At 36.5% G+C, this 22061-nt stretch carries 21 protein-coding genes and 1 pseudogene; 4 read left to right on the top strand and 18 right to left on the bottom strand.

The features are described 5' to 3' along the window. Nucleotides 1-34 precede the first annotated feature (34 nt). The 5 genes from phnE (CP368_RS02890) to CP368_RS02870 form a co-directional block, all read right to left on the bottom strand. Nucleotides 35-847 (bottom strand): phosphonate ABC transporter, permease protein PhnE, encoded by an 813-nt coding sequence (gene phnE / locus CP368_RS02890; protein ID WP_098044011.1) that lies wholly within the window; start codon nt 845-847, stop codon nt 35-37. Then, nucleotides 847-1638 (bottom strand): phosphonate ABC transporter, permease protein PhnE, encoded by a 792-nt coding sequence (gene phnE, locus CP368_RS02885; RefSeq protein ID WP_025005581.1) that lies wholly within the window; start codon nt 1636-1638, stop codon nt 847-849. The genes phnE (CP368_RS02890) and phnE (CP368_RS02885) overlap by 1 nt, the downstream gene beginning before the upstream one ends. Next, nucleotides 1638-2411, bottom strand: a complete 774-nt coding sequence (gene phnC / locus CP368_RS02880) for a phosphonate ABC transporter ATP-binding protein (RefSeq protein WP_025005582.1) — start codon at nt 2409-2411, stop codon at nt 1638-1640. The genes phnE (CP368_RS02885) and phnC overlap by 1 nt, the downstream gene beginning before the upstream one ends. A gap of 30 nt (nt 2412-2441) precedes the next feature. Further along, the gene (locus CP368_RS02875) at nt 2442-3377 is read right to left on the bottom strand and encodes a phosphate/phosphite/phosphonate ABC transporter substrate-binding protein (protein ID WP_025005583.1); all 936 of its coding nucleotides are present in this window, start codon (nt 3375-3377) and stop codon (nt 2442-2444) included. Nucleotides 3378-3713: 336 nt separating this feature from the next. Continuing rightward, complete coding sequence (locus CP368_RS02870; RefSeq protein WP_025005584.1) at nt 3714-4205, bottom strand: universal stress protein; 492 nt, start codon at nt 4203-4205, stop codon at nt 3714-3716. 151 nt (nt 4206-4356) lie between these two features. Here CP368_RS02870 and CP368_RS02865 point away from each other — a divergent pair, with 151 nt between their 5' ends. After that, nucleotides 4357-5160, top strand: a complete 804-nt coding sequence (locus tag CP368_RS02865; RefSeq protein ID WP_025005585.1) for a tyrosine-protein phosphatase — start codon at nt 4357-4359, stop codon at nt 5158-5160. Between the two features lie 19 nt (nt 5161-5179). On the opposite strand, the gene CP368_RS02860 is transcribed toward CP368_RS02865, so the two are convergent. Next, entirely contained in the window at nt 5180-5677 is a 498-nt protein-coding gene (locus CP368_RS02860) for a PTS sugar transporter subunit IIA (protein ID WP_025005586.1), read from the bottom strand. A 116-nt stretch (nt 5678-5793) separates the two neighbouring features. On the opposite strand from CP368_RS02860, the gene CP368_RS02855 reads away from it, so the two are divergent. Together CP368_RS02855 and CP368_RS02850 are read left to right on the top strand one after the other, a co-directional pair. Continuing rightward, nucleotides 5794-6270: a nucleoside 2-deoxyribosyltransferase gene (locus CP368_RS02855; RefSeq protein ID WP_025005587.1), complete on the top strand. Its 477-nt coding sequence runs from the start codon at nt 5794-5796 to the stop codon at nt 6268-6270. Between the two features lie 476 nt (nt 6271-6746). After that, nucleotides 6747-9764 (top strand): TIM-barrel domain-containing protein, encoded by a 3018-nt coding sequence (locus tag CP368_RS02850; RefSeq protein ID WP_098045743.1) that lies wholly within the window; start codon nt 6747-6749, stop codon nt 9762-9764. 85 nt (nt 9765-9849) lie between these two features. Here CP368_RS02850 and CP368_RS02845 read toward each other — a convergent pair whose 3' ends face one another. From CP368_RS02845 to CP368_RS02810, 8 genes and pseudogenes are all read right to left on the bottom strand, one after another. Then, complete coding sequence (locus tag CP368_RS02845; RefSeq protein WP_143468299.1) at nt 9850-10890, bottom strand: IS3 family transposase; 1041 nt, start codon at nt 10888-10890, stop codon at nt 9850-9852. Next, entirely contained in the window at nt 10851-11579 is a 729-nt protein-coding gene (locus CP368_RS02840; protein WP_098043744.1) for a helix-turn-helix domain-containing protein, read from the bottom strand. The genes CP368_RS02845 and CP368_RS02840 overlap by 40 nt, the downstream gene beginning before the upstream one ends. Before the next feature lie 90 nt (nt 11580-11669). Beyond that, nucleotides 11670-11885, bottom strand: a complete 216-nt coding sequence (locus CP368_RS02835) for a hypothetical protein (protein ID WP_014918111.1) — start codon at nt 11883-11885, stop codon at nt 11670-11672. Nucleotides 11886-11954: 69 nt separating this feature from the next. Next, nucleotides 11955-12776 (bottom strand): alpha/beta hydrolase, encoded by an 822-nt coding sequence (locus CP368_RS02830; RefSeq protein ID WP_098045742.1) that lies wholly within the window; start codon nt 12774-12776, stop codon nt 11955-11957. Next, nucleotides 12748-13533 (bottom strand): YibE/F family protein, encoded by a 786-nt coding sequence (locus tag CP368_RS02825; protein ID WP_098044015.1) that lies wholly within the window; start codon nt 13531-13533, stop codon nt 12748-12750. The genes CP368_RS02830 and CP368_RS02825 overlap by 29 nt, the downstream gene beginning before the upstream one ends. Beyond that, nucleotides 13530-14664, bottom strand: a pseudogene (locus tag CP368_RS02820) (YibE/F family protein). Before CP368_RS02820 ends, CP368_RS02825 begins: the two are co-directional and overlap by 4 nt. 103 nt (nt 14665-14767) lie before the next feature. Beyond that, nucleotides 14768-15508: a MerR family transcriptional regulator gene (locus tag CP368_RS02815; RefSeq protein WP_098045741.1), complete on the bottom strand. Its 741-nt coding sequence runs from the start codon at nt 15506-15508 to the stop codon at nt 14768-14770. 27 nt (nt 15509-15535) lie between these two features. Beyond that, nucleotides 15536-16618, bottom strand: coding sequence for a D-alanine--D-alanine ligase family protein (locus CP368_RS02810; RefSeq protein WP_098045740.1), 1083 nt, complete (start codon nt 16616-16618; stop codon nt 15536-15538). 154 nt (nt 16619-16772) lie between these two features. On the opposite strand from CP368_RS02810, the gene CP368_RS02805 reads away from it, so the two are divergent. After that, nucleotides 16773-18008 carry a CAP domain-containing protein gene (locus CP368_RS02805; RefSeq protein ID WP_098045739.1) on the top strand — a complete coding sequence of 412 codons (1236 nt, stop codon included), beginning with the start codon at nt 16773-16775 and terminating at the stop codon, nt 18006-18008. A 37-nt stretch (nt 18009-18045) separates the two neighbouring features. Here CP368_RS02805 and CP368_RS02800 read toward each other — a convergent pair whose 3' ends face one another. The 4 genes from CP368_RS02800 to CP368_RS02785 all read right to left on the bottom strand — a co-directional run bounded on the left by CP368_RS02800 (nt 18046) and on the right by CP368_RS02785 (nt 21906). After that, nucleotides 18046-18783 carry an amino acid ABC transporter ATP-binding protein gene (locus tag CP368_RS02800; protein ID WP_087176541.1) on the bottom strand — a complete coding sequence of 246 codons (738 nt, stop codon included), beginning with the start codon at nt 18781-18783 and terminating at the stop codon, nt 18046-18048. After that, nucleotides 18776-20260: an ABC transporter substrate-binding protein/permease gene (locus CP368_RS02795; protein WP_098045738.1), complete on the bottom strand. Its 1485-nt coding sequence runs from the start codon at nt 20258-20260 to the stop codon at nt 18776-18778. The genes CP368_RS02800 and CP368_RS02795 overlap by 8 nt, the downstream gene beginning before the upstream one ends. 125 nt (nt 20261-20385) lie before the next feature. Next, nucleotides 20386-21210, bottom strand: coding sequence for a hypothetical protein (locus tag CP368_RS02790; RefSeq protein WP_025005596.1), 825 nt, complete (start codon nt 21208-21210; stop codon nt 20386-20388). A gap of 12 nt (nt 21211-21222) precedes the next feature. Next, nucleotides 21223-21906, bottom strand: coding sequence for a TetR/AcrR family transcriptional regulator (locus CP368_RS02785; RefSeq protein ID WP_025005597.1), 684 nt, complete (start codon nt 21904-21906; stop codon nt 21223-21225). Nucleotides 21907-22061: the final 155 nt, after the last annotated feature.

Here is a 22061-nt window from a genome sequence, read left to right as displayed (position 1 = left end):
ACGTTTGTCTTCTCTTTTTCATAGGAATTAAAAATTAAACTAACTTCTTTCTGATCCAACCTGAGATCCAGTCAATGATAACAACCATAATGATGATACCAAGCAAAATGATACCTACACGGTCCCATTGACGATATTGAAGTGCAATGATTAATGGATAACCGATACCACCGGCACCTACCAAACCAAGGATAGATGCGGAACGAATTGAAACATCAAAACGATACAAGGTGTTAGAAATCAAAGCTGGCATCAAGTTAGGCATAGTTGAAAACATGATTACGTGGAACTTAGAACCACCGGCTGCAATAACAGCTTCGTTTGGCCCTTCTTCCAAGTTTTCAATAGCTTCTGAGAACAACTTGGCAAGCATACCAACTGAGTGGAAACCTAATGCCAAAACACCGGCTGCAGAACCAGGACCCACGGCCTTGATGAACATCAAAGCAAGAACAATTTCAGGGAATGAACGGATAATTGCCAAAACAATTTTACCGATTCTTGAAGTGTACCAATGCTTGTGCTTGGTATGGGCTGCCCAGAAGGCAAATGGCAATGAAATAATTGCGGAAATGAATGTACCTAAGAAAGCGATACAAATGGTTTGCCACAATTGTGAGATCAAGTCTTCACCTGAGCCATTGTAAACATAGCTCCAGTCAGGATGGAAAATACCTGAGAAGATTGCACCGGCAATTTGACCAGCAGTGGCTTTAATACCACCGAAGTTAATACCAGTACATGACCAAACAATAATTACGATAGTGGCAATTGCAATTAGCCAATGTGCAACTTGTTTCTTACGGTCAACGGGTTTAGCGGGTAATTTTTTTATTGTAGTATCCATTATTTCATTAACGCCTCCCGTGACTTAGATGAAACGTAGTCGATCAAGACAACAACTACGATAATAACGATGATGATCGTACCAGTTTGAGCATAATTGAAGACCTGCAAAGTTTGTTGCAAGTTCAAACCAATACCACCGGCACCGATATAACCAAGGACTGTTGATGCTCTGACGTTGATTTCAAATGCATATAGAACATATGAAATGAAGTAAGTGATAATTTGTGGCATAACTGCGTAATGGATAATTTGCAATTTGTTTGCACCTACGGCAGTCAAAGCTTCAATTGGACCTGGATCAATTGTTTCGATTGCTTCGTAGAACAACTTAACAACCACACCAAAGGTGAAGACTGCTAAAGCCAAGATACCAGCAACTGGACCGATACCTACGATAGCTACGAAGATCGCACCAAGAAGCAAGTCAGGAATAGTTCTGACGATATTCATAATGACACGAAGTACGCCAGTTACAGCCTTATTCTTAACAATATTACGGGCAATCAATAATGAGTAGATAAATGCGACAACAGATCCAATTACCGTACCCAAGACAGCCATCTTGATGGTTTCAATCAACTTAGGCCAAACAACGTTCAAGTAGCTCCAATCTGGATGAGACATTTGAATAAAGATGTCAGCAAATTGGTTCCAGTTTTCAAACAAGACACTAATGTGCGTGTTAGTAACATTGATTGAAATAAATAGTCCTGCAATCATGATGATTGTCCAAACCAAGTTCATTACTTTGAACTTACGCTTAGGCAATTGATTTACTTGTTCAGGCATTATTCATCCTCCTCGCTGCCGTTACCACCATTGTAAATATTAGTGAAGACAGACTTAGGAGTATCTTTCATCTTGCCATCGTAAACTACTTGACCAGCACGGATACCGATTACTCTTTCACCAAATTGTTGTGCAAGTTCGATACTGTGCAAGTTAGCAACTACGGTCATGCCGTATTTTTCATTAAGCATCTTCAAGTCATTCATGACTCTCACTGAAGTCTGTGGATCAAGTGATGCAGTTGGTTCATCAGCCAAGATGATCTTTGGATTTTGCATAAGCACACGTGCAATAGCTACACGTTGTTGTTGACCACCTGATAACTCGTCAGCACGTGCATAAACTTTATCGGCCAAATCAACTTGTTGTAAAGCTTCATAAGCCTTTTGTTTATCTTCTTTATCGAATAAGTTAAAAGTAGTCTTCCAAGTTGGGTAGTAAGCTACGCGGCCTACCAAAACATTGCGCAAAACACTAGAACGCTTAACCAAGTTAAAGTTCTGGAAAATCATTCCGATATCGCGACGTAATTTACGCAAATTCTTGCCTTTAGCACTTGTAATTGATTTGCCGTCAATCAAAATATCGCCTGAAGTAATATCATGCAAACGATTGATTGAACGTAGCAAAGTTGACTTACCAGCGCCAGACAAACCAACAACTACTACGAATTCACCTTTATTAATAGTTAAGTTGATGTCCTTTAAACCTACAGTACCATTGTCGTAGATCTTGGAAACATCTTTTAATTGGATCATTGGCTTATCTGCCATTTAATCGTCAAACTCCCTTAATTAAATTTATTATTTCTTAGTTGATTCAACGATCTTGTCGTATTTACGGATAACGTTGAAGTCACTATCTTTTGCGTATGCGTAACCTTCGTGGCTATATACGCTTTCGATAACTTTCTTACCTTCCTTTGACTTACCTACAGCGATGAATGCCTTAGCAAGCTTCTTACGGAATGACTTAGACATACTTGGAATTACTGAGATAGTGTCGTTAGGAATTGGCTTAGTAAAGTAAATTGGAACAACTTGACTCATGATCTTTGGGTTGTCCTTCTTAACGATGTTACGTGCATCTTCAAAGACGAAGGCTGCATCAGTATCGCCGTTTAATACGTTCAAAACAGCTTGGTCGTGACCAGTAACAGTAACTAACTTACAACTCTTAGTTACGTCCAAACCCTTTTGCTTAAGTTCAGCAACTGGGAATACGTATCCAGCTGATGAAGTTGGGTTTTGAACTGAAATTGACTTACCCTTTAAGTCTTTCCAGTTCTTGATCTTTGAACCCTTCTTAACAAGGATTTCTGCACGATAGCTCTTTACTAATTGGTTAGTTGCTTTACCACCTGGTTGCTTAACACCGTAACGTTCAGCTTGCAAAAGCAAATCAGCTGCGCCTTGCTTGTGAGCTAAAACATAACCATCTGGTGGAAGGAAACCTACATCAACTTTCTTTGATTTCATAGCTTCCACAACGGTGTTGTAGTCAGTTGACATAGAAACGTGAACTGGGATACCCAATCTCTTTGAAAGCATCTTTTCAAGAGGCTTTGCACGGGCTTGCAACTTAGTTGCAGCTTGACTTGGTACAAATTGAATAGTTAATGACTTTGGAGTGTAGTTTTCTTTGTTAGATGAACTACTACTCTTGCTTGAACATGCAGTTGCAACTACCGCAACAAGTAATGCAACTACTGCTACCAAGATTCTTCTAAATCTTTTCATATTGTCCTCCATGAACAAAATAGTGATAAAACAAACAACGCCATAAAAAAAGACTTAATTACGGGGCGACAAAAACGATCAATAATTAAGCCTGATTAATAGCACAGATATTAGTAAAACGAACAGAAAAAACGTCTCCAAAAGCGGAAGACTTGCCGATAACAATAAATTTATTTACATCCTTAAGCAAAACTCATCCACTCCCTTCAGCAGCTCTACGTTCATTTGTTAAAATAATACCAAAAATATTCGGGTTCTATCAAGCCTTTTTAGGAAACTTTTCATTAAAAAATAGCTAGATGAATTTATGTTCATCTAGCTATTAACACTATTTAATTAGTTCTTCTTCATTGTTGGTTTAACTGGGTTGTTAGCCATATCAGTCTTAACAATCAATACATCAGCTAAAGCATGTTGGTTAACGTATTCAGTAACTGAACCCATCAACATTCTTTCAACTGCATTAAGACCTGTTGCACCCATAACGATTAAGTCATTATGGTGGTCTTTGATGAAGTCGTAAGAAATAATACGCTTAGGACTACCATAACGAATATGGTAATCTACATCATCAAAGTTAAAGTTATCATGAGCCCATTTCTTCAAACTCTTCAAATATTCTTCAGAGTCTTGAGTCATTTGGTAAATAGTATCGCCAGAAATCAAAGTGTCTTGCATTTCACCCATAAATTGACGAGTATCGATAACGTTCAATACATCAACGTGAGCACCATCACGTAAACCAACTCGAACAGCCTTATCAAAAGCTCTTTCTGCTGATTCCGAACCATCAACTGGAACTAAAATACTTTCTTTATCTGTTGCCACTTTTCTTCATCTCCTATCCGATTGCTTTATTCTTAATGTTTATTTTAACATAATTTTGTAAGCTATTACTTTTCTAAATAATTGTTTAGGCTCATATTTGTTGCTAAAATAATATGCATGACAACATTTAATTACAGAAAGGAGCATTTTTTTGACCCAAAAATTAATTAATCAATTAATCGGTGTAACCAGTGGCCGCAACTTCCGTGAACTTGGAGGTTATGAAACTTTATCTGGCAAAAAAATCAAGATGCATAAACTTCTTAGAACTGGTAATTTGGCTGATCTATCACCATTTGACAAGCAGTTCTTAACTGATTACGGCGTAAAATATGACGTTGACTTTAGAAGTAAAGAAGAAGTGGATAATCAACCTGATCGCGTTCCAGACGGTGTTGAATACATTTATGATCCCGTCTTTAGCGAAGACTTAACCAATTCATCTAAGAGTCTAAACGATTTGAATAAGCAAGCCGCTAACGATGCTGACTTCGGTTTTGATCACATGCACTATGCTTATGAAGACATGATCGAAAGTGAATCTGCTCAAAATGCATATCGTAAACTTTTTGAAGTCTTGCTCAAAAATGATGGCGAAAACGAAAGCGTCATCTTCCACTGTACTGCTGGTAAAGACAGAACCGGCTTTGGTGCAATGCTAATTTTAAGTGCTTTGGGTGTACCGTTTAGCACTATCAAAAAAGATTACCTTTTAACTAACATTACTACCAAGGACTTCGTTGACAGCATGGTTGAACATGCACGTCAAAACGGTCGTAACGAAAACGTTCTTCAATCAATTCGAGACATTCAAAGTGTCCGTCCTGAATATCTTGATCATGCCATTAAGGTATTGAATGACAAATACGGCAGTATCAATAACTATTTACGTGATGTTATGAAGCTCTCTAGCGCAGACATTATGAAATTACGTGAAATTTACCTTGAAGACTAAAAAAGAAGGCTAGAAAATTCTAGTCTTCTTTTTTCATAAATTTTTGCTTTAAAAATGCATAAATCGCTTGCGGATCGGTAAAATTAAATACTTCCCGCAATTCATTAGCCGGAGTATCAGCCAAGAAATCCATTACGCTAGCTAACAACTTAGCCTGTCCATCAGGATCATTGTCCAAAAGCATAAACAAGAATTTTACTTCTAATGTTTCTTCAGGCTTAATCATATTATGAAAAAGAACTGGTTGTTTAAGTGCTACTGGCACAATCAAACGCGTATTTACAAACTCACCTTCCGTGTGCGGCACTGCAATATTAGGAATATTTTGACCTAACGTTTTAGTATCTAAACCGGTAGGAAAATTGTGTTCACGTTCAACAATATGTGATAAGAAGTTACCTTTCACATAGCCTCGCTCAAGCAATTTATCATAAACTTCTTTTAAAACTAAGTCCTGCTTTAATTGATCAGACACAAAAACTGCATCTGAAGCAAAAAGATTTTCAGTATTGGTCATTGAATTTTACCCTCTATTATGGAATTACTATTTTTAGCGTAAGTTAACAAGACGTTTTTTTCAATTGAAAAGATGTTAAAGTTAATTCATCAGCAATTTTTATGAGGGTGAAAATTATGGAAAAGAAAAAGACTTTATATTTTGGTGCCGGTTGGTTCAACGAAAAGCAAAACAAGGCTTACCAAGAAGCTATGGCAGCTTTAAAAGAAAATCCAACAGTTGATTTAGAAAATAGCTACATACCTCTTGATAATCAATACAAGGGTATTCGCGTTGATGAACACCCAGAATACTTACACGATATTGAATGGGCTTCTGCAACCTACAACAACGACCTAGTAGGAATTAAGACTTCTGATATCATGCTTGGCGTATATTTGCCAGAAGAAGAAGACGTTGGCTTAGGTATGGAACTTGGCTATGCTTTATCTCAAGGTAAATACATTTTATTAGTTATTCCTGACGAAGATTACGGCAAGCCAATCAACTTAATGAGCTGGGGCGTCTGCGACAACGCTATTAAGATTAGCGAATTGAAAGACTTCGACTTTAACAAGCCTCGTTACAACTTCTACGATGGTGCTGTATATTAGCAAACTAAATGACCTATCGCTTAAAAACTGCGATAGGTCATTTTTTAATATTATTCGTCATGTATAAATTATCTTTCCTAAATAAATATATTCCAAGCGATTTTCCAAAAAATTATTATTCTATACCCACTTCATATGGAAGTCCGAGTCACTTATGTAAATCATATATCACTTGGCTATATCATTTTATTACTAAGTTGTTGTTTAGCCTTCAATGCCCATTGGTATCACAAGCCTTTCTTTATATCTGACTAACTACACTAACTATGTCATTGGACTCACCTTTTCTTTTTTATTTTATTTCTTAATTTCTTTACACTCATAATATAGCACATTTTTCCCAAAAGTAAAAGCGCTTACATTAAAATTAGAAATTAAATTTTGATTGACTATTGGCCTTTTAGCATAATTGCACAAAAAGTTAAGATTTTTTCGCTATAATATATGGTAACAAGTTTTATTAGGAAGAAAGCAATATGACACAAAATCAAATAGAAAGACATCAATTAGGTCAACTCATCGGTGCAAATAAATGTGATCATTATTATGAACTTCATTATTCCACTGGAGAAGTTGCTCGTCTTTATATTTTAGCTGACGGAATATTCCGCTATTTCCTTGATCCAGCTAAGGAATTCGACGAAAATCATTCTTCTTTCGTTGACCTGTCTCAATTTAATAATAGTTACTTTGAAAAATCTAAAGCCAAGGCCACAAGTGATTCTTTAATCATTCAAACTGGCAATTACCAATTGATTTTTCAACAAAAACCTGCGGTGATGACTATTTTTGACGAGACTTTACACCGTAGTCGTTTATCTCAACTTAGTCCACTTGAACTAAGCAGCAACCAAACAACAGAAATTCTAAAGCAACACAAAAATGAATTTTACTTTGGTGGTGGGATGCAGAACGGCTACTTTAGTCATAAAGGTCAAGTCATTCAAATCGAACGCGACCACATTACGGGTAAAGGCGGAGTTTTAACCCAAGTACCATTTTTCTGGGCTAACTCCGGTTTTGGTGAATTAAGAAATACTGAAACTACTGGTAGCTATGATTTTGGTAAAACCAATCATGATGCCGCAATCTTAACTCACAATAGTAAGTTATTTGATACATTTTATTTATTAGGCAACTCACCTAAAGATATTTTGGCTAAGTATTACCTTTTGACGGGTAAACCATTAATGCCACCTAAATATGCTTTGGGTCTGGGTCACGTAGGAAACTTTTTGACTACAATGTGGCAGCCGGGGGAAGCTAAAGAACGTAATGCTACCATGTTCGAAGATGGCAACTATTACACTAGAACTTCCAATCCTGAAGACGCTAACGGTAAGGCCTCATTGAATGGAGAAGAAGAATATCAATTCTCCGCTCGTGCAATGGTTGATCGTTACCAAAAAGAGCATTTCAAACTAAGCTGGATTGTTCCTAACTATCAAGTACAAGATATCAATGCGGAAGCAATGACTAGCTTCAGTGATTATGCTGCAAGTAGAGATGTTAATGCTGGCCTTTGGAGTGAAAATCAAACGCCGAAGGCAACTCCAGATACTACGTTTATTCAAACTAACACCAGCGATCCAAAAATTTTGAAAAATGATGCTTTAATTTTACGTGATAATCTTAAGCGTAAAAGACCTCTCATTTTTTCAAATACAGGAATTGCCGGTAGTCAAAATAGAACGATGCTCGCCTTTGGTGATATTGGAGGCAACTGGGAAAATATTCCAACTCAAGTTGCTGGCTTCCTATGTGCTAGTCTATCTGGCCAACCTTTAATTGGTAGTGCCGTAGATGGAACCGCTGGCGGTGGTAATGCTCAAATTAGTATTCGTGATTTTGAATGGAAGACTTTTACACCACTACTCTTCAGTCTTGATGACCAAGGCAAATTCAGTAAAACGCCATTTGCATATAACAATAAGATGACGCAAATCAATCGTGCTTACTTGCAATTGCGTGAACAATTGCAAACTTACATGTACACATTGATCTATCGTGCTCAAGTTGGTGAACCAATCATGCGGCCTTTATTCTTGGAATTCCCACATGAACAAGTCAATTACACCCCACAAGTTAGCCATGAATTTATGCTTGGGCCTAACTTGCTCATTTCACCAATTGTTAATGGCCGAGAAGACGGTAATGGTAATTCTAGAAAAGATAATCTTTATTTACCAAACCACCGTACGATGTGGATTGACCTGTTTGACGGCAAGAAGTATTTAGGTGGTCGAGTTTATAATAAACTTTCATATCCATCTTGGCATTTACCAGTCTTTGTTCGTGGCGGCTCTATCTTTGATTTGGGCGAACGCAACTACGTTCTTTACCCACAAGGTCGCAGCAAGATGGTTACCTATGACGATAATGGTTACAACGATTATTCAAGAAACCATGTTGCTACACAAATTACTAGTGAACTTGAAGCAAGCAAACTCAAGATTACGATTGATCCAACTCAAGGTGACTTCAATACCTTCCAAACAGAAAATACCACTAATTTGAACATCATGTGCGATGGTTATCCTGATGGCTTAACCGTTAAAATTAATGATCAAGTCATCGACATGCAAGAATATGGCACAGTCGATACATTCGCTCATGCTAAGGAAGGGTTCTTTTTTAATACAAATTACAGCTGGTTGCCTGAATTTGATCAATATCAAGAAAAGAAGCAAACCGCTTTGCAAATCAAGTTAGCTAAGCGCGACATTACTGATTCCAAGATTGAAATTATTATTCGTAACTTCAAGTATGGTAATGAGACTTTAGTACACGCAATCACTGATTCATTATTGCGTTCACCTAAGCAGCCAGCAGTTGATCCAGAAAAGATCAGCTCACATTCACTAACAGTAGTTTGGCCACAATTGACTGATCAAGTTCAAATTGAAGTTAATGGCATTTTGCATGATGGCATCGATGGTAGCTCATTTACCTTCCATGGATTGGCTCCTAATACTCGTTACAGTATGCGTTTGCGTTATGTTGCTAAAAACAAAGTTTCTGAATGGTCAGATCCATTTGGTGCAATCACTAAACCAGATCCAATGAATTTTGCCATCAGAGATATTCAAACTACTAGTAACATGACTAGTCAAAAAGATCATCCTTTGAAGTATTTGACTGATCTTAAACTCGCTAGTGAATGGGAAACTGTTAATGGCGTCAGTGAAGATCAACCGCTTGAATTAACCTTCAAGTTTAATCAATTGGAACACTTAAGCAGAATGGTTTGGGTTCCAAGAAAGATTGATCATCAAGGTGATCCTATTGAAGTCAGCGTAGAAACTTCTGTTGATGGTACTAACTTTAAACCATATGGCGAACGACTTACTTGGAAATCTGACAGCAAGAATAAGGTTGTTGGTTTAAGAGACGTCGAAGCTAAGGCAATGAGAATCAGAGTTTACAAATCATCTGGTCCGATTGTTGCAGCTGAAGAGGTTATCTTCTTTAAAGAAAAAAAGAATAATGATTAAGCAAAAAGAGCTCTCGATATGATACATTCCCTGTCAAGTAGACAGTAGAAATACATAAAGCTTTTATTCCTCAGTTGATTAATAATCAGCTGAGGATTTTTTTAGCTTCTCTAATTTTCTTTTTGCTTATATCTTGCCAGTATCGTTCAATTCGATGATTTGGGGCAATGGGGCAGTTCTTAATATTACCCTTCATTGCTTCTTTGCGCATTTCACCAGCGGTCAAGCCATTGAAACGCTTCTGTGGATCTTCATTGATGTAGTAATCTATTGTTTTACAGATGGACTCATTAAGTTCTTCGTAACTAGCAACTTGAGGATGAAGAACAATTCGCATTTCTTTGATAATACCTTGCCAGCCTTCCATGGGACCATTATCAATACAGCAGCCAACGCGAGACATTGATTGTGTCATGCCTTGATTTCCTAGTTGATTCTGAAAAGGCGCACGAGTGAATTGAAATCCACGATCACTGTGAAAGAGCGGATGAGCATCTGGATAAGCTTCAATGGCTTGTTTATAGGCTGATTGAACTAAGGCAACATCATTTCGTTTACTAATTGCATAGCCGACAGGATAGCGATCATAGAGATCAAACACTGTACAAAGATATGCTTTAGGTAAACTAGGTACTACAACTTCAGTGATATCTGTACACCATTTTTCATTAGGTTTAGAAGCATTAAAGTTTCGCTTTAATTTGTTTTCAGCTGTTTTTTCTGGTGTTGTGTGTTTGAATTTAGGCTTCTGGTATCTCGGCTTTTGAGATCTGATGCCATTAACACACATTAAACGATAAACAGTTTTATGATAAATTGGCGTTTCATCAGGCATTTGACGATTAACTGCCATGGTCATCTTTTCCGTTCCAAATAGACTGTTGTTAGACTCAGTTATTTCAATAATCTTGGCTTCAATTCTCTTGTCTCGCTTTTCTCGCTGACCAGGCTCGCGTTTAGTGTCAAAGTATCTATAGTAGGCTGATCGTGCTATCTTAGCCCATTTACACATTAAATCGATTTTCCAATTGTACTTTTGATGACAGTCACGAATTAACTGATACGTATCTTTTTTCCAGCGTCTTCTTATTGCGGCTTGTCTGTATTTTGGCTGTCCGGCAAGCACATCCTTTCTAGTTGATCCAATTTTTTTAGGAACTCATTCTTAGTTTGTTCTTCTTTGAGCTGACGTTCTAACTCTGCAATTCTGTGATTAGCTAGTTCTAATTCCGTTAATTCTTCAGATTTCTTATGTCTACCTCGTTTATCTGTTAAGCCAATTTCACCTTTAGCCAAATATTTATGTGTCCAGCTATAAACCTGCTGGTAGGAACAGTTATATTTAACAGCTGTTTGAGTGTAATCCTTATTGTATTTAAGACAATATTGAACGATTTCAATTCTTTCTTGCTGGGTAGTTTTCCTTCTTGCTTTAGCCATATGGACCTCCGGGTGGGGATCATAATCCCAATTCTCTATATGACTATTATACTTGGAAACCCATTTTCTTACTGTTTCTCGACTTCTAATACCATATTTATTGGCTAAAGTTAATAATGATTCTTTACCGCTTAAATATTCTTGTACAATATTTTCTTTGAATTTTTTAGAGTAATGTTTATTATGCAGGCCAGAACTAAGGAACATATTTCGGTTACTTTGATATTGAAGAGCCCAATCTCTCACTCGATGGTCCCCGTTTTTACCTGTCATATTAAGCTTTTTAGCTATTTCAACAGCACTCAAATTACCATTCAAGTATTGTTCAACTGCCCATTTCTTTTGATCAAGTGTGTATTTGCTTTTTCTAGACATAGAAAAATCCCACCTCCGTGAATGATTGAATACTTTACGTGTTTCAATCGTCCACTTTAGTGGGATTGTATCAATATGAGAACTCTTTTTTTATTGCTTCATTTTATGCTTTTTAACCAATGATGATATCCAACCACTAAAGTAAAACAACGTAATTAACACAAATTGCGCATCAATTGAATAAGCAAATAACTTAAAATTCAAGATCAAAGTAATGATCAGCCATACGCAATACAGCGCTTCAAATGGCATGATCAAGCGATCGATTTTACGATTCTTCAAAATAACGTGATAAATATCATGCATAGTTTCACCAGCTTTAATTTCATTTGTTAAGTACCAATTTTACCACAAAGCCGATGACTTAATGCTTTTCTACTCGCCCCATTCGCTTCTCAGCCACTCCATCGCTAAGTTAAACCAATGAGCCGCATGTGGATTTTCCTGCCATTCACGGCCCTTAGTTTGGACGTTATGACGTGCTAAAGAAAAGCCATGATAGCCATGATTGAATAAGTGTGCTTCAGTTTTGACATTATTCTCATTCAAAGCACCAATGTATTCAATGGAATTGCCAATCAAAACAACTGGATCATCCCAAGCTTGGAAAATAAATGTATCTGGTGTTTCACGTGTAACACCTAATGCACTATCTAATAATTCCGGTTCTACTGGCATCTTATCTTTTTGATCATCTGGGATTGGAAAACCAATTTTCTTAATATCGATCAATGGATAACCTAGAATCGTCTCATTAGGCAATACATCATCTTTGTTAAAACCATATTTACTTTGATAATCACTGCTTAAAGCCATGTTATTAGCTGAACTGACCACATGACCACCCGCAGAAAATCCAATCGTTAAAATACGTTTGGGATCCAAATGATACTCATCTGCGTGCTCTCTAAAATATTTAACCGTAGTAAGTACATCAAGACCAGCATCTGGATAAATTTTACCTGGATCTTGTACTAAGTTATATTCCATAACCACGCTATTAAAGCCTTGATTATTAAAAGCGATTGCTACTGGTTCGCCTTCTCTTTTAGATAAATGATTAAAACTCCCACCTGGAACCACAATTGCTAAAGGGCGCTTTTGTTCCACTAATTCTGGATTTTGATCCAGCACATAAGTATGGATCTTAAATTCACGCTTATTAAAATTAGTTATGATCAGATTTTCTACTTTCATTTTTTAGTTCCTTCTTACTCATCCCTCTAGACAACATAAATGATGACAGAGGCACTGTTAAAATAACCCCTATTAAAGAATACATGATAATTAAGGCTTCATTAACAAAAAGTTTTTCATTAAGGACTTCACCAATCGTATAGTGCAAACGGAAATACCATAAAAACAGAGCTAAAAAGCTACCGAACATCCCAAATAAAATTGTGTTCATTGCAGTACCTAGCACGTCAGTACCAATGGCTGTACCGCTACTCATTAATTCTTCTTCGCTGATATTTGGATTATGCTTTTTAATTTCAAGTAAACCTGAACTCATCGCTACTGCTGCTTCCGCAATTGCACCCAAAGTTGAGAAAACTGCAACTGTAACAGCAATCATTGGATAATCTAATCCTGGCATTTGTGATAAACCAACTAATAATTCCCCTGCTTCTGGGCCAAGACCCGCAGCTTGAGCAAAATATTGGCATCCCCAAATAAATAGACTAATAACCAAACACACAATAAAAGCAGAATAAAATGAGTTTTTGGCAACTGTATAATCATGCGTACCTAAGAAAATGATCGTAACAAGTTTTAACGGAATAAAAATCAAAGTTAAAATTGCAATATTAATTCCCCAAGAAATCAGCATTGCTACCAAAATCAGCAATATGGTATTGATTAAAACACTAAAGAAACTCCGGATTCCCGTTTCTCCGCCAACAATTGTCATCAAAATAGCTAAAACAACAATTAATGCCATTAACGTACTCATTTATTCTCACCTTCTTTTTTTAAACAAACTCTTCCAATCTCGATCCTTCAAGAAGAATAAACTGCATCCCGTCGCAAAGATAACCGTCAGCACGATCCCGATCGCAGAAATAACACTCTGTGTGGCTCCTAGTGACAGCGTAAAGCCAAAAGTAGAAGCTAAGGTATTGTTATCCCTTAAGTACAAAATCGTCTCAGGCAAAGCACCAGCGATGAAGATCAAAACCAAGACATTGATCAATGGCCCCATGATTTCCTGTCCCATGGTTCGACCACTGTGTACTAATTGCCGAATAGTGATATCTTTTTTAGTTTGGATCAATTCATACAAACTAGAAATAATGTCGGTTGCCTCATCCATGACGGCACCTAAAATTCCGATCAAAGTCTGAGCTAAGAACAACCCACGAGGATCTTGCGTTGCATAATCTCCCGTTTCATATTTCATTTCTGATTCCCCAGTCACATGCATAATTACATAGCATAGAGCAAAAGAAACAAAAATTCCTAAAATAGTTGCTAGCCAAGTTGCTAGCATTTTTTTATTAAATCCTTGAACAATCAATAAACTAAAGAATGACAAAACAATATCAGCTAAACCAAATAGCAAGATAATGTGTGCCCCATTTAGATGAACATCCCAAATAATGACTAAATAGAACAGTGCCCAGCTAATTGCCATAGAAATTACTAATGCAATTGAGTGCATCCCTGATACAGCGATCATTAATGCCACTGTAATTGTAACTACCATCACTAATACCCAATCTCGCTTTGGATTAACAATGGCAGGGTCTCCCTTTTTAATATTGACAAAAATACGCTGACCAGCACGATACTGCTGTGTCGTTAATTGAGAAGGATAATATACATTTTTAGTGGCATATTTTTCTCCTTTATGCTTACCAGATAATACTTTTAAATGTAGAATCTGTTGTCTAGTTTGATCCTGATTCTTATAAACATCCTCATTTTTTTCAATCAAAGTATCTTTAATCTGACTATCTGTAATAACCGCAACCTCATCCTTTTGATAAATATCAGTTGCAAAATAAGTTAATACTGTCAGAATAGCGCCAACAATTGCAGCAATCACTGCAGCTGTATAACGCTTTTTCCATTTAAAATTCAAAGTAACAACTCCCTATTTCTTTTTCATAGTTATTACTGTAAAACAAAAGGCAGCCCGATGTTAGGCTACCTTTAAATTCTTTACTTTTTTGTTTAATTCTTTTTTAAAACTTAAAGATTTTTTGCCACCAATGTTCCTTAGTTTCTGGAAGTTGCATATCTTCTAAGGTACGATGAACATTTGCAGTTGCACGTTTTTTAGCATTTTCCTTTGCTTTAGAAATAATTTCGTCATGCATTTCTTCTTGACTCTTCTGCATGTCTTCCTTTACTTCTTCGCGTTTTTCTGCAGCATCTTTTGGTTTTTCATCGTCATCATTAACAACACCAGAAATATCAGGTAAAGCGGCAATTTTATCGCTATTATCTTTTGGTGCAGCAAGTTGCTTTTGCGCTTCAATTAAATCTTCATTTTGTTTTTGAATGACATTTAATTGCTTTTGCAAAGAACTAATCGCCTCATTTTGATTTGAAATAGTCTTTTGCAAAGTATTCAAAAGCTTAACTACCTGCTGTGTGTCCATCACATCGTTAGAAGTATAGCGAACAGGTTCTTTGACTTTAGGCTCTTCACCTTTTTCACTAACAGCATAAATTTGACGAGCCGCCTCTTGCAAAGTCAAGCCACTATTCTTGGACAAGTGATGGAAAGCCTTCAGATCGTCAATATCCTTTTGATGATATAGACGTGCTTTCTGCTTGGTCCGAGCAAAATAGTTTGAATTGCCCGTTACTTTTTCCACAATTAAAGAATATTTTCTCAGTGTGGCTACACTTATTCCTAATTCTTTTGCAGCTGCCTTAGGTGCAGCGAGTTCTTCAAAATCATGCTTATTAGTCGTCATTAAAATCTACCTCTATAAAATTCGGTATTAATCGTGCTTGTGAAGCAAAGTCTTCTTATGGTCAAAGCGTTCCATTCCTACTTCAATTAAACGCGTAATTAATTCAGTGTAAGGAACTCCTGCTTCTTCAAACAACTTAGGATACATACTGATATTAGTAAAACCTGGAAGGGCATTAACTTCAGTCAATACTACTTTACCACCTGGAGTAAGCATAGAGTCAATTCTAGCCATACCACTACATTCAGTAACTTCATAAACCTTACGAGCATTTCTTCTTACAGTGTCAATAATCTCTTGTGGCAAATCTGCAGGGATTTGTAACTTAGAAGTTGAATTGTCATCGTATTTGTTCTTATAGCTGTAGAATGAGCCTTTTGCATTGGTGATTTGTCCTACACCTGCTACAATTGGCTTGTCGTTACCGAGAACGGCAGTTTCTACTTCAGTACCAGGAACAGTTTCTTCAACTAATACCTTATCATCGTATTTAAATGCTTCTTTTAATGCTGCTGCATATTCATCAGCGTTAGTTACATGGCTAACACCAACTGATGAACCTTGGTTAGATGGCTTAACAAACATGTCACGACCAAGTTTTTCAGCAACCTTTTCATAATCAAGTTTATCATTATTTTTGTCATCGTATTCAAAGCGTTTAATTGCGATCCAGTCAGCAACAGGAACGCCAACTCTTTGAGCTAAAATTTTGGTAAATTCCTTGTCCATAGTTACAGCAGCAGCTAAGACATCATCACCAACAAATGGCTTATTCATCAAACGGAATAAACCTTGTAAAACACCGTCTTCGCCTAAGTTACCGTGAACAATAGGTAAAAAGACATCGATTTCTGGTAAGTTTTCTAATTCAATTAAATTAGAAATATTATGAACCTTGTGTGGGTTCTTTACTTGATATGAAGGATCTTCCAAAACTTTGAAACTTTCTTCTTCGTTTGCAAAGTAGCCTTCATTAGTAATCCAAATTGGGTGTACATCAAATTTTTCTTTATCGATTGCTTTATAAATGTTACGACCTGAAACAATTGATACTTCATATTCTGATGAGTTACCACCAAAAATTAATCCAACTTGTGTTTTTTTAGTCATTGTTTTATACCTCTTTTAAATGTTACCAAACCTTTATTATACGCAAAGAATACCAGAAAAACTTAAAATTATAGAATATTTTTCACTAAAGCCTTTTCACAATAGTTTATAATTAGTTAAATAGACTACAAGATCCTAGAAGGGAGTTAAAAATATGCTTCTACGGAAAATCTCGATCACTACAATTGCAGTGATTTTATGTGTGCCATTTATTGGACAGACTGCAAAAGGTGCAACTTTTACTACTCAAGAGATTAATGAAGTGCACAATTTTCAAAAAGAATACGGCAATCTCAATAAAACTCGCTATAATATTAAAAATATTTACGCTAAAAAGCCACATTTAAAGAAGAAATTTAATGCAGGAGCTTTAAATCCAAAATATATTCAAACACAAGTCGATTACATTAATTATTATCGTTCCCTATTTGGCTTACCAAATGTAACTGCAACCACTACTTTTAACAATAATGCTCAAAAAACTGCGGCAGTAATGGCTGTTATCAATGCTAATCCTTTTGTTAATCAACATGGTCTCCCCAGTGAGAAAAGACCTAGCTATATTTCAAAGGGAATGTGGAAATTAGCTAAAGATACTTCTGAAACATCAAATCTGAATTTCAACGTTTCACATCAATCTGCCGGTGACGTTATCACAGATTTAGTGACTGACCACTATAACTTAACTGGATCAGATACAGGCCACCGTGCTTGGCTTCTTTCAACCCGGTTAACCACTACTGGAATCGGAGCAGCATACGGCAAAAACGGCTATCGTTATTCGGTCCAAAAGGTGCTCAACACTAACGATATGTTTCGAGCTGCTAGTCAGCCTGTAGTTGCCTACCCTAGCATGCGATTATTTCCAGTAGAACTGGCTAAAGGGAATAAAACTGTTTGGTCAATTTATTTATCTGACAAGACTGTGAACTCCAAACCAGAAATATCTATTAAAGATTTAGATACTGGTATCACAACTATCGCTACTCACGTTAAAAATTATAGTTCTAGCGGCTATGGCAACTTTAAAACAATCATCACCTATTCACCAGCAAGTACACAAATTATAGCTGGACATGAATATGAGGTTGATATTAAGGGCGTTTATAAATATACCTTCAAGCTATTCAAGCAAGATGGTACTAACGATACTACTAATTACGCCACGGCTCCTGTAGCTCACCAATCCACCACTTCTTTAAGTAATAAAACGGAAGTGCAGTCACCTTTACTAAAGCAAAATAAAATTCTGCGTGCTGTTATTATGCCTAGGGCTGCAATTCTGCCAAATCAATCCAACAATTTACTTAATACTTTAGCTATAGACGGATGGCATCAAAATTTTTTTATAAGACAGTACGCATTCAAAAATCTCATCATCACAGAATGAAATAAAAAAATCCAAGCGTTTGCTTGGATTTTTTAGTTTATAAAACTTTGGATAAGAAATCTTTAGCACGATCACTAGTAGGATGACCGAAGACCTCTTCAGGAGTTCCTTTTTCTTGCAAGTAACCATCCGCCATAAACCAGATTTCATCAGCCACTTCACGAGCAAAGCCCATTTCATGGGTCACAATTACCATTGTCATCCCTGAATTAGCTAAATCTTGCATTGTCTTTAAAACTTCCCCAACCATTTCAGGATCAAGTGCACTAGTAGGTTCATCAAATAGCATCACTTCAGGATCCATCGCTAAAGCTCTAGCGATCGCTACACGTTGCTGTTGGCCACCAGATAAACTAGCAGGAAATTGCTGCGCACGGTCAGCCAATCCTACTTTTTCTAAAAGCTCTAAGCCTTTTTGTTCAGCTTTTTTTTCACTGATACCTTTAACTTTCATTGGCGCAAGCTTTACATTTTCAATTACATTCATATTAGGGAAAAGATTGAAGTTTTGGAAAACCATGCCCATTTTTTCTCGTAATTGATCTAATTCTTTGCCATCTTTTAAACTAGCTAAATCCGTACCATCAAAAACAATCTTCCCAGCTGTAGGATGTTCCAATACATTTAAACAGCGTAAAAAAGTACTTTTACCAGAACCAGATGGGCCGATAATACAAATTACCTGCCCTTTATTTACGGTTGCTGAAATATCTTTTAATACTTCATTTTCACCAAAGGTCTTTTTTAAATGTTGAATATCAATCATTTTAGTCATTGTGTTTCATCCGTCTTTCGAAATAGTTAAGCAGTCTAGTCAAAGTAAAGGTCATGATGAAGTAAATAATCATCGCAATGAATAATGGCAACACACCACGGTAAGTTGAGGTTTGAATAAGTTCAGTTTGGTACATTAATTCTGTTACCCCAATTACGGAAACTAATGAACTGTCCTTAAGTAAAGTGATAAATTCATTACCTAAAGCTGGCCAAATATTTTTCAATGCTTGCGGGATAATTACATAACGGTATGCCTTGGCTTGACTTAAACCAAGAGATCTAGCTGCCTCAGTTTGACCCTTAGCAACTGAAGCAATACCTGATCTAATATCTTCAGCAACATAGGCTCCTGAGTTAAGTCCAATCGCAATAATACCAGCAACTAAGGCAGATAAGTTTGAAATAAGAGCACCAACACCAAAGTAAACGAACAGAATCTGAACCATCTGCGGCGTACCACGAATAAATTCAATGTAGCAAACCGCAATCCAGTGCAAAAGCTTGTTTTGTGACAAACGCATTAGGGCTAAAAGCATCCCCAATACGATACCAATTAAAACGGAGAAGACAGTGATAATAATGGTGTATTCGATCCCCTTAACAAAGTATGGAGCATATTTTGCCATTGTATTAGTCTTTTGTGCCGTCTTCATGTATTTTGCAGCTTCAGGCAAATACTTTTTGTTGATCAAATCATCTTTTTCAACGCGCTTAATTGTCTTATTAACTGCCTTCACTAAGCCGGATTGTCCCTTAGCAATAGCTACCGCGTTCCCAGCTTGTTCTTCACGTAAATCGCTTCTAACAGCCATCAAGCTATTGTCATTTTTAGCATATGCTTTAGCAGTTAATTCTTCCATTACCACACCTGACATTTTGCCAGACTTCAAAGCCAAAACTAAGTTATTGATCTTGCCTAAACCCTTGGCTTTAGACTTCTTCATTTGAGACTGAATCAATTGATATTGAATACTCCCAGTTTGAGCACCAACAGTTTGACCAGCAAAGTCTTTAATCTTCTTATACTTAGCTTGATCGCGCTTATTAATTAAAAAATACTCACCACTTGGCTTGTAATAAATCTGTGAGAAGTCTACACTCTTTTTTCTTTCAGGATTTGGCGTCATAGCAGAAATAACCATGTCAACCTTGCCTGTTTCAAGCGCTATTAATAGAGAATCAAAGCTCATATTTTTAATTACAAGCTTAGCGTGCAGATCCTTGGCAATATCCTTAGCTAGTTCAATATCTACCCCTACATACTTGGTATTGCCATTTACACTAGTAGTAAATTCAAGTGGCGGGTAATCCGCAGAGGTGCCCACTACTAATTCTTTCGACTGCTTAATCTTTTTCATTACAGAGTCGCTTGCTACCTTTTTATCCGCGGCAGCAACTGGTCGATTAAACAAAAAAAGAGTCGAAATTATTGTAATGAAAGCAAGAAACAAATTAATAATCTTTGCCTTTTTCATAAAATTCGCCTATTCTTTCGTTAAATATACCTAAAATTTGTTAATTATTTTTTAATTATATACAGATACTTCGTTATTATGCAAGAAAAACCGTAATCATAGTTACATGATTACGGTTTCTAAACTTATTTAGTTGAAGTAGCTTGCCAAGGAATGGCACAAATAACATAAATAATTGCACCGACAATGACATATTCCAAGAAAACACTACTGCCAATTTCAAGAATTGAACCAAATTCAATGTTATCTACATCAAAAATTACAGGAACTAGCGCTAGTAACCCTGATATCAGAATTAGCCAAAATCCGGCCCACATTCCCGCAGCAGTTGCATTATGAATCAGCACTCGCGTTGAAGCTTTAGATTTCATATCATTAATTAATGAAATCAGAGTAATAATAGTCACAATCACAATGATTACATTAACGATTAATAATAAACTAGCAATATTGGCACCAAGTGTCACAATATTTAAGTTAAATGCCTTAACAATTGCATAAGGAGCATTAGCACCTTGTTTTTTTAGTTTATTATTGATCACTTGTGCTCCACTTGAAGAGCCTTTATCAATTCCTTGATTAATATCCGTTAAAATCTGTTGAGCAAGACTTAAATTATTAACCTTAAACCAGTGAATGCCTAACGTATAATCAATTATATGGTCGGCAATTGGCTGGGTTTGTGCCTGTGCAAGTAGATTTGCGTCATCTTCGTCGCGAGCATTAATTACATCTGCCAAAACATCAAAATTTTTATTAACTTGGCGTACAATAACGGCTTGATTGTAACTAGTCCTGATTTGTTTTTTCATAAAAATAGGATTCAGAAAAGTTGCCGTTATCAATGTTAAAGCCGCAGCCAAAAAGATCACAAAAGCCATCATGCGTTTATACTGGCCAGCTTGTTCTTGCCCCATTCGTCGCAAATTGGCTCTTCTGCCTTCAACCATCACGATTCCCCTTTAGCTGAAAATTTCTTTACCTTCATCAAACATCGTATCAATTGCACGGTGAACAACTTCCATATCAGCTGATTCGATGATTTCATGTCCCTCTTTTAGAGCTTGATCAATTTCACGAGAAGAACAATGCAAGAAACTAAACATTAATGCACTCGTAGCATAGTCTGCAAGAGCCTCTGCTGATAAGTGGTGCTTCTTACGATCATGGTAAAGCCGTCCGATACCACTAGTTACAAATGCAATCCCCGTTTCAAGCTCGTCTTCATCAACATCAACGTCGTCAAATAAATGATTGATATTGATCCAATCATTAAGCATTACGCCCCAGTTATCCAGGGTTGCATTGCTGACAAAGGCTTCTGAAATAATTCGATCAAGACCTTCATCATGCATCCCTAAAATTGCAATAGTATAAATAAAAGCCTTAGTTCTTGCATATGGTGCATTACTATTAGCCATATCGTAATTATTTACTTGTTGTCCTAAAGTATTAAAAAGATTACGAATAATGTCATTAGTTAACTTGGCTTTATGAGGATAATATGACTGCAGCAGGGACTTTGAAATGCCTGATTTTTCTGCAATCATTTGCAAAGAAACATTATCCATTCCATTTTCTCTGATTAAATGAAAAGTATTGCCAAGAATAACTCTCCGTCTTTTCATATTTTTCCGTCGTGCCATGGTTATTCCTCTATCTTTCTATCTATACAACACAAATCAATTATACCAATCATTGCTATTTGTAAATAGTTTTATGACTTAAACTTAAATAAAAAATAATGGCGGATTGTAAAATCAAATTGAACACTTCGTTCAAATATTAAAAAAAGTCCATT

It is taken from the genome of Lactobacillus sp. UMNPBX17 (assembly GCF_002553735.1).
Classification (GTDB): domain Bacteria; phylum Bacillota; class Bacilli; order Lactobacillales; family Lactobacillaceae; genus Lactobacillus; species Lactobacillus gallinarum.
This window is presented reverse-complemented; position numbering and strand designations above follow the sequence as displayed.

What these genes read in the sequence shown, in the direction of transcription:
- phnE (WP_098044011.1), bottom strand. Translation starts at nt 847, where the DNA reads ATGGATACTACAATAAAAAAATTACCCGCTAAACCCGTTGACCGTAAG.
- phnE (WP_025005581.1), bottom strand. Translation starts at nt 1,638, where the DNA reads ATGCCTGAACAAGTAAATCAATTGCCTAAGCGTAAGTTCAAAGTAATG.
- phnC (WP_025005582.1), bottom strand. Translation starts at nt 2,411, where the DNA reads ATGGCAGATAAGCCAATGATCCAATTAAAAGATGTTTCCAAGATCTAC.
- CP368_RS02875 (WP_025005583.1), bottom strand. Translation starts at nt 3,377, where the DNA reads ATGAAAAGATTTAGAAGAATCTTGGTAGCAGTAGTTGCATTACTTGTT.
- CP368_RS02860 (WP_025005586.1), bottom strand. Translation starts at nt 5,677, where the DNA reads ATGACCAATACTGAAAATCTTTTTGCTTCAGATGCAGTTTTTGTGTCT.
- CP368_RS02855 (WP_025005587.1), top strand. Translation starts at nt 5,794, where the DNA reads ATGGAAAAGAAAAAGACTTTATATTTTGGTGCCGGTTGGTTCAACGAA.
- CP368_RS02850 (WP_098045743.1), top strand. Translation starts at nt 6,747, where the DNA reads ATGACACAAAATCAAATAGAAAGACATCAATTAGGTCAACTCATCGGT.
- CP368_RS02840 (WP_098043744.1), bottom strand. Translation starts at nt 11,579, where the DNA reads ATGTCTAGAAAAAGCAAATACACACTTGATCAAAAGAAATGGGCAGTT.
- CP368_RS02835 (WP_014918111.1), bottom strand. Translation starts at nt 11,885, where the DNA reads ATGCATGATATTTATCACGTTATTTTGAAGAATCGTAAAATCGATCGC.
- CP368_RS02830 (WP_098045742.1), bottom strand. Translation starts at nt 12,776, where the DNA reads ATGAAAGTAGAAAATCTGATCATAACTAATTTTAATAAGCGTGAATTT.
- CP368_RS02825 (WP_098044015.1), bottom strand. Translation starts at nt 13,533, where the DNA reads ATGAGTACGTTAATGGCATTAATTGTTGTTTTAGCTATTTTGATGACA.
- CP368_RS02815 (WP_098045741.1), bottom strand. Translation starts at nt 15,508, where the DNA reads ATGACGACTAATAAGCATGATTTTGAAGAACTCGCTGCACCTAAGGCA.
- CP368_RS02810 (WP_098045740.1), bottom strand. Translation starts at nt 16,618, where the DNA reads ATGACTAAAAAAACACAAGTTGGATTAATTTTTGGTGGTAACTCATCA.
- CP368_RS02805 (WP_098045739.1), top strand. Translation starts at nt 16,773, where the DNA reads ATGCTTCTACGGAAAATCTCGATCACTACAATTGCAGTGATTTTATGT.
- CP368_RS02800 (WP_087176541.1), bottom strand. Translation starts at nt 18,783, where the DNA reads ATGACTAAAATGATTGATATTCAACATTTAAAAAAGACCTTTGGTGAA.
- CP368_RS02795 (WP_098045738.1), bottom strand. Translation starts at nt 20,260, where the DNA reads ATGAAAAAGGCAAAGATTATTAATTTGTTTCTTGCTTTCATTACAATA.
- CP368_RS02790 (WP_025005596.1), bottom strand. Translation starts at nt 21,210, where the DNA reads ATGGTTGAAGGCAGAAGAGCCAATTTGCGACGAATGGGGCAAGAACAA.
- CP368_RS02785 (WP_025005597.1), bottom strand. Translation starts at nt 21,906, where the DNA reads ATGGCACGACGGAAAAATATGAAAAGACGGAGAGTTATTCTTGGCAAT.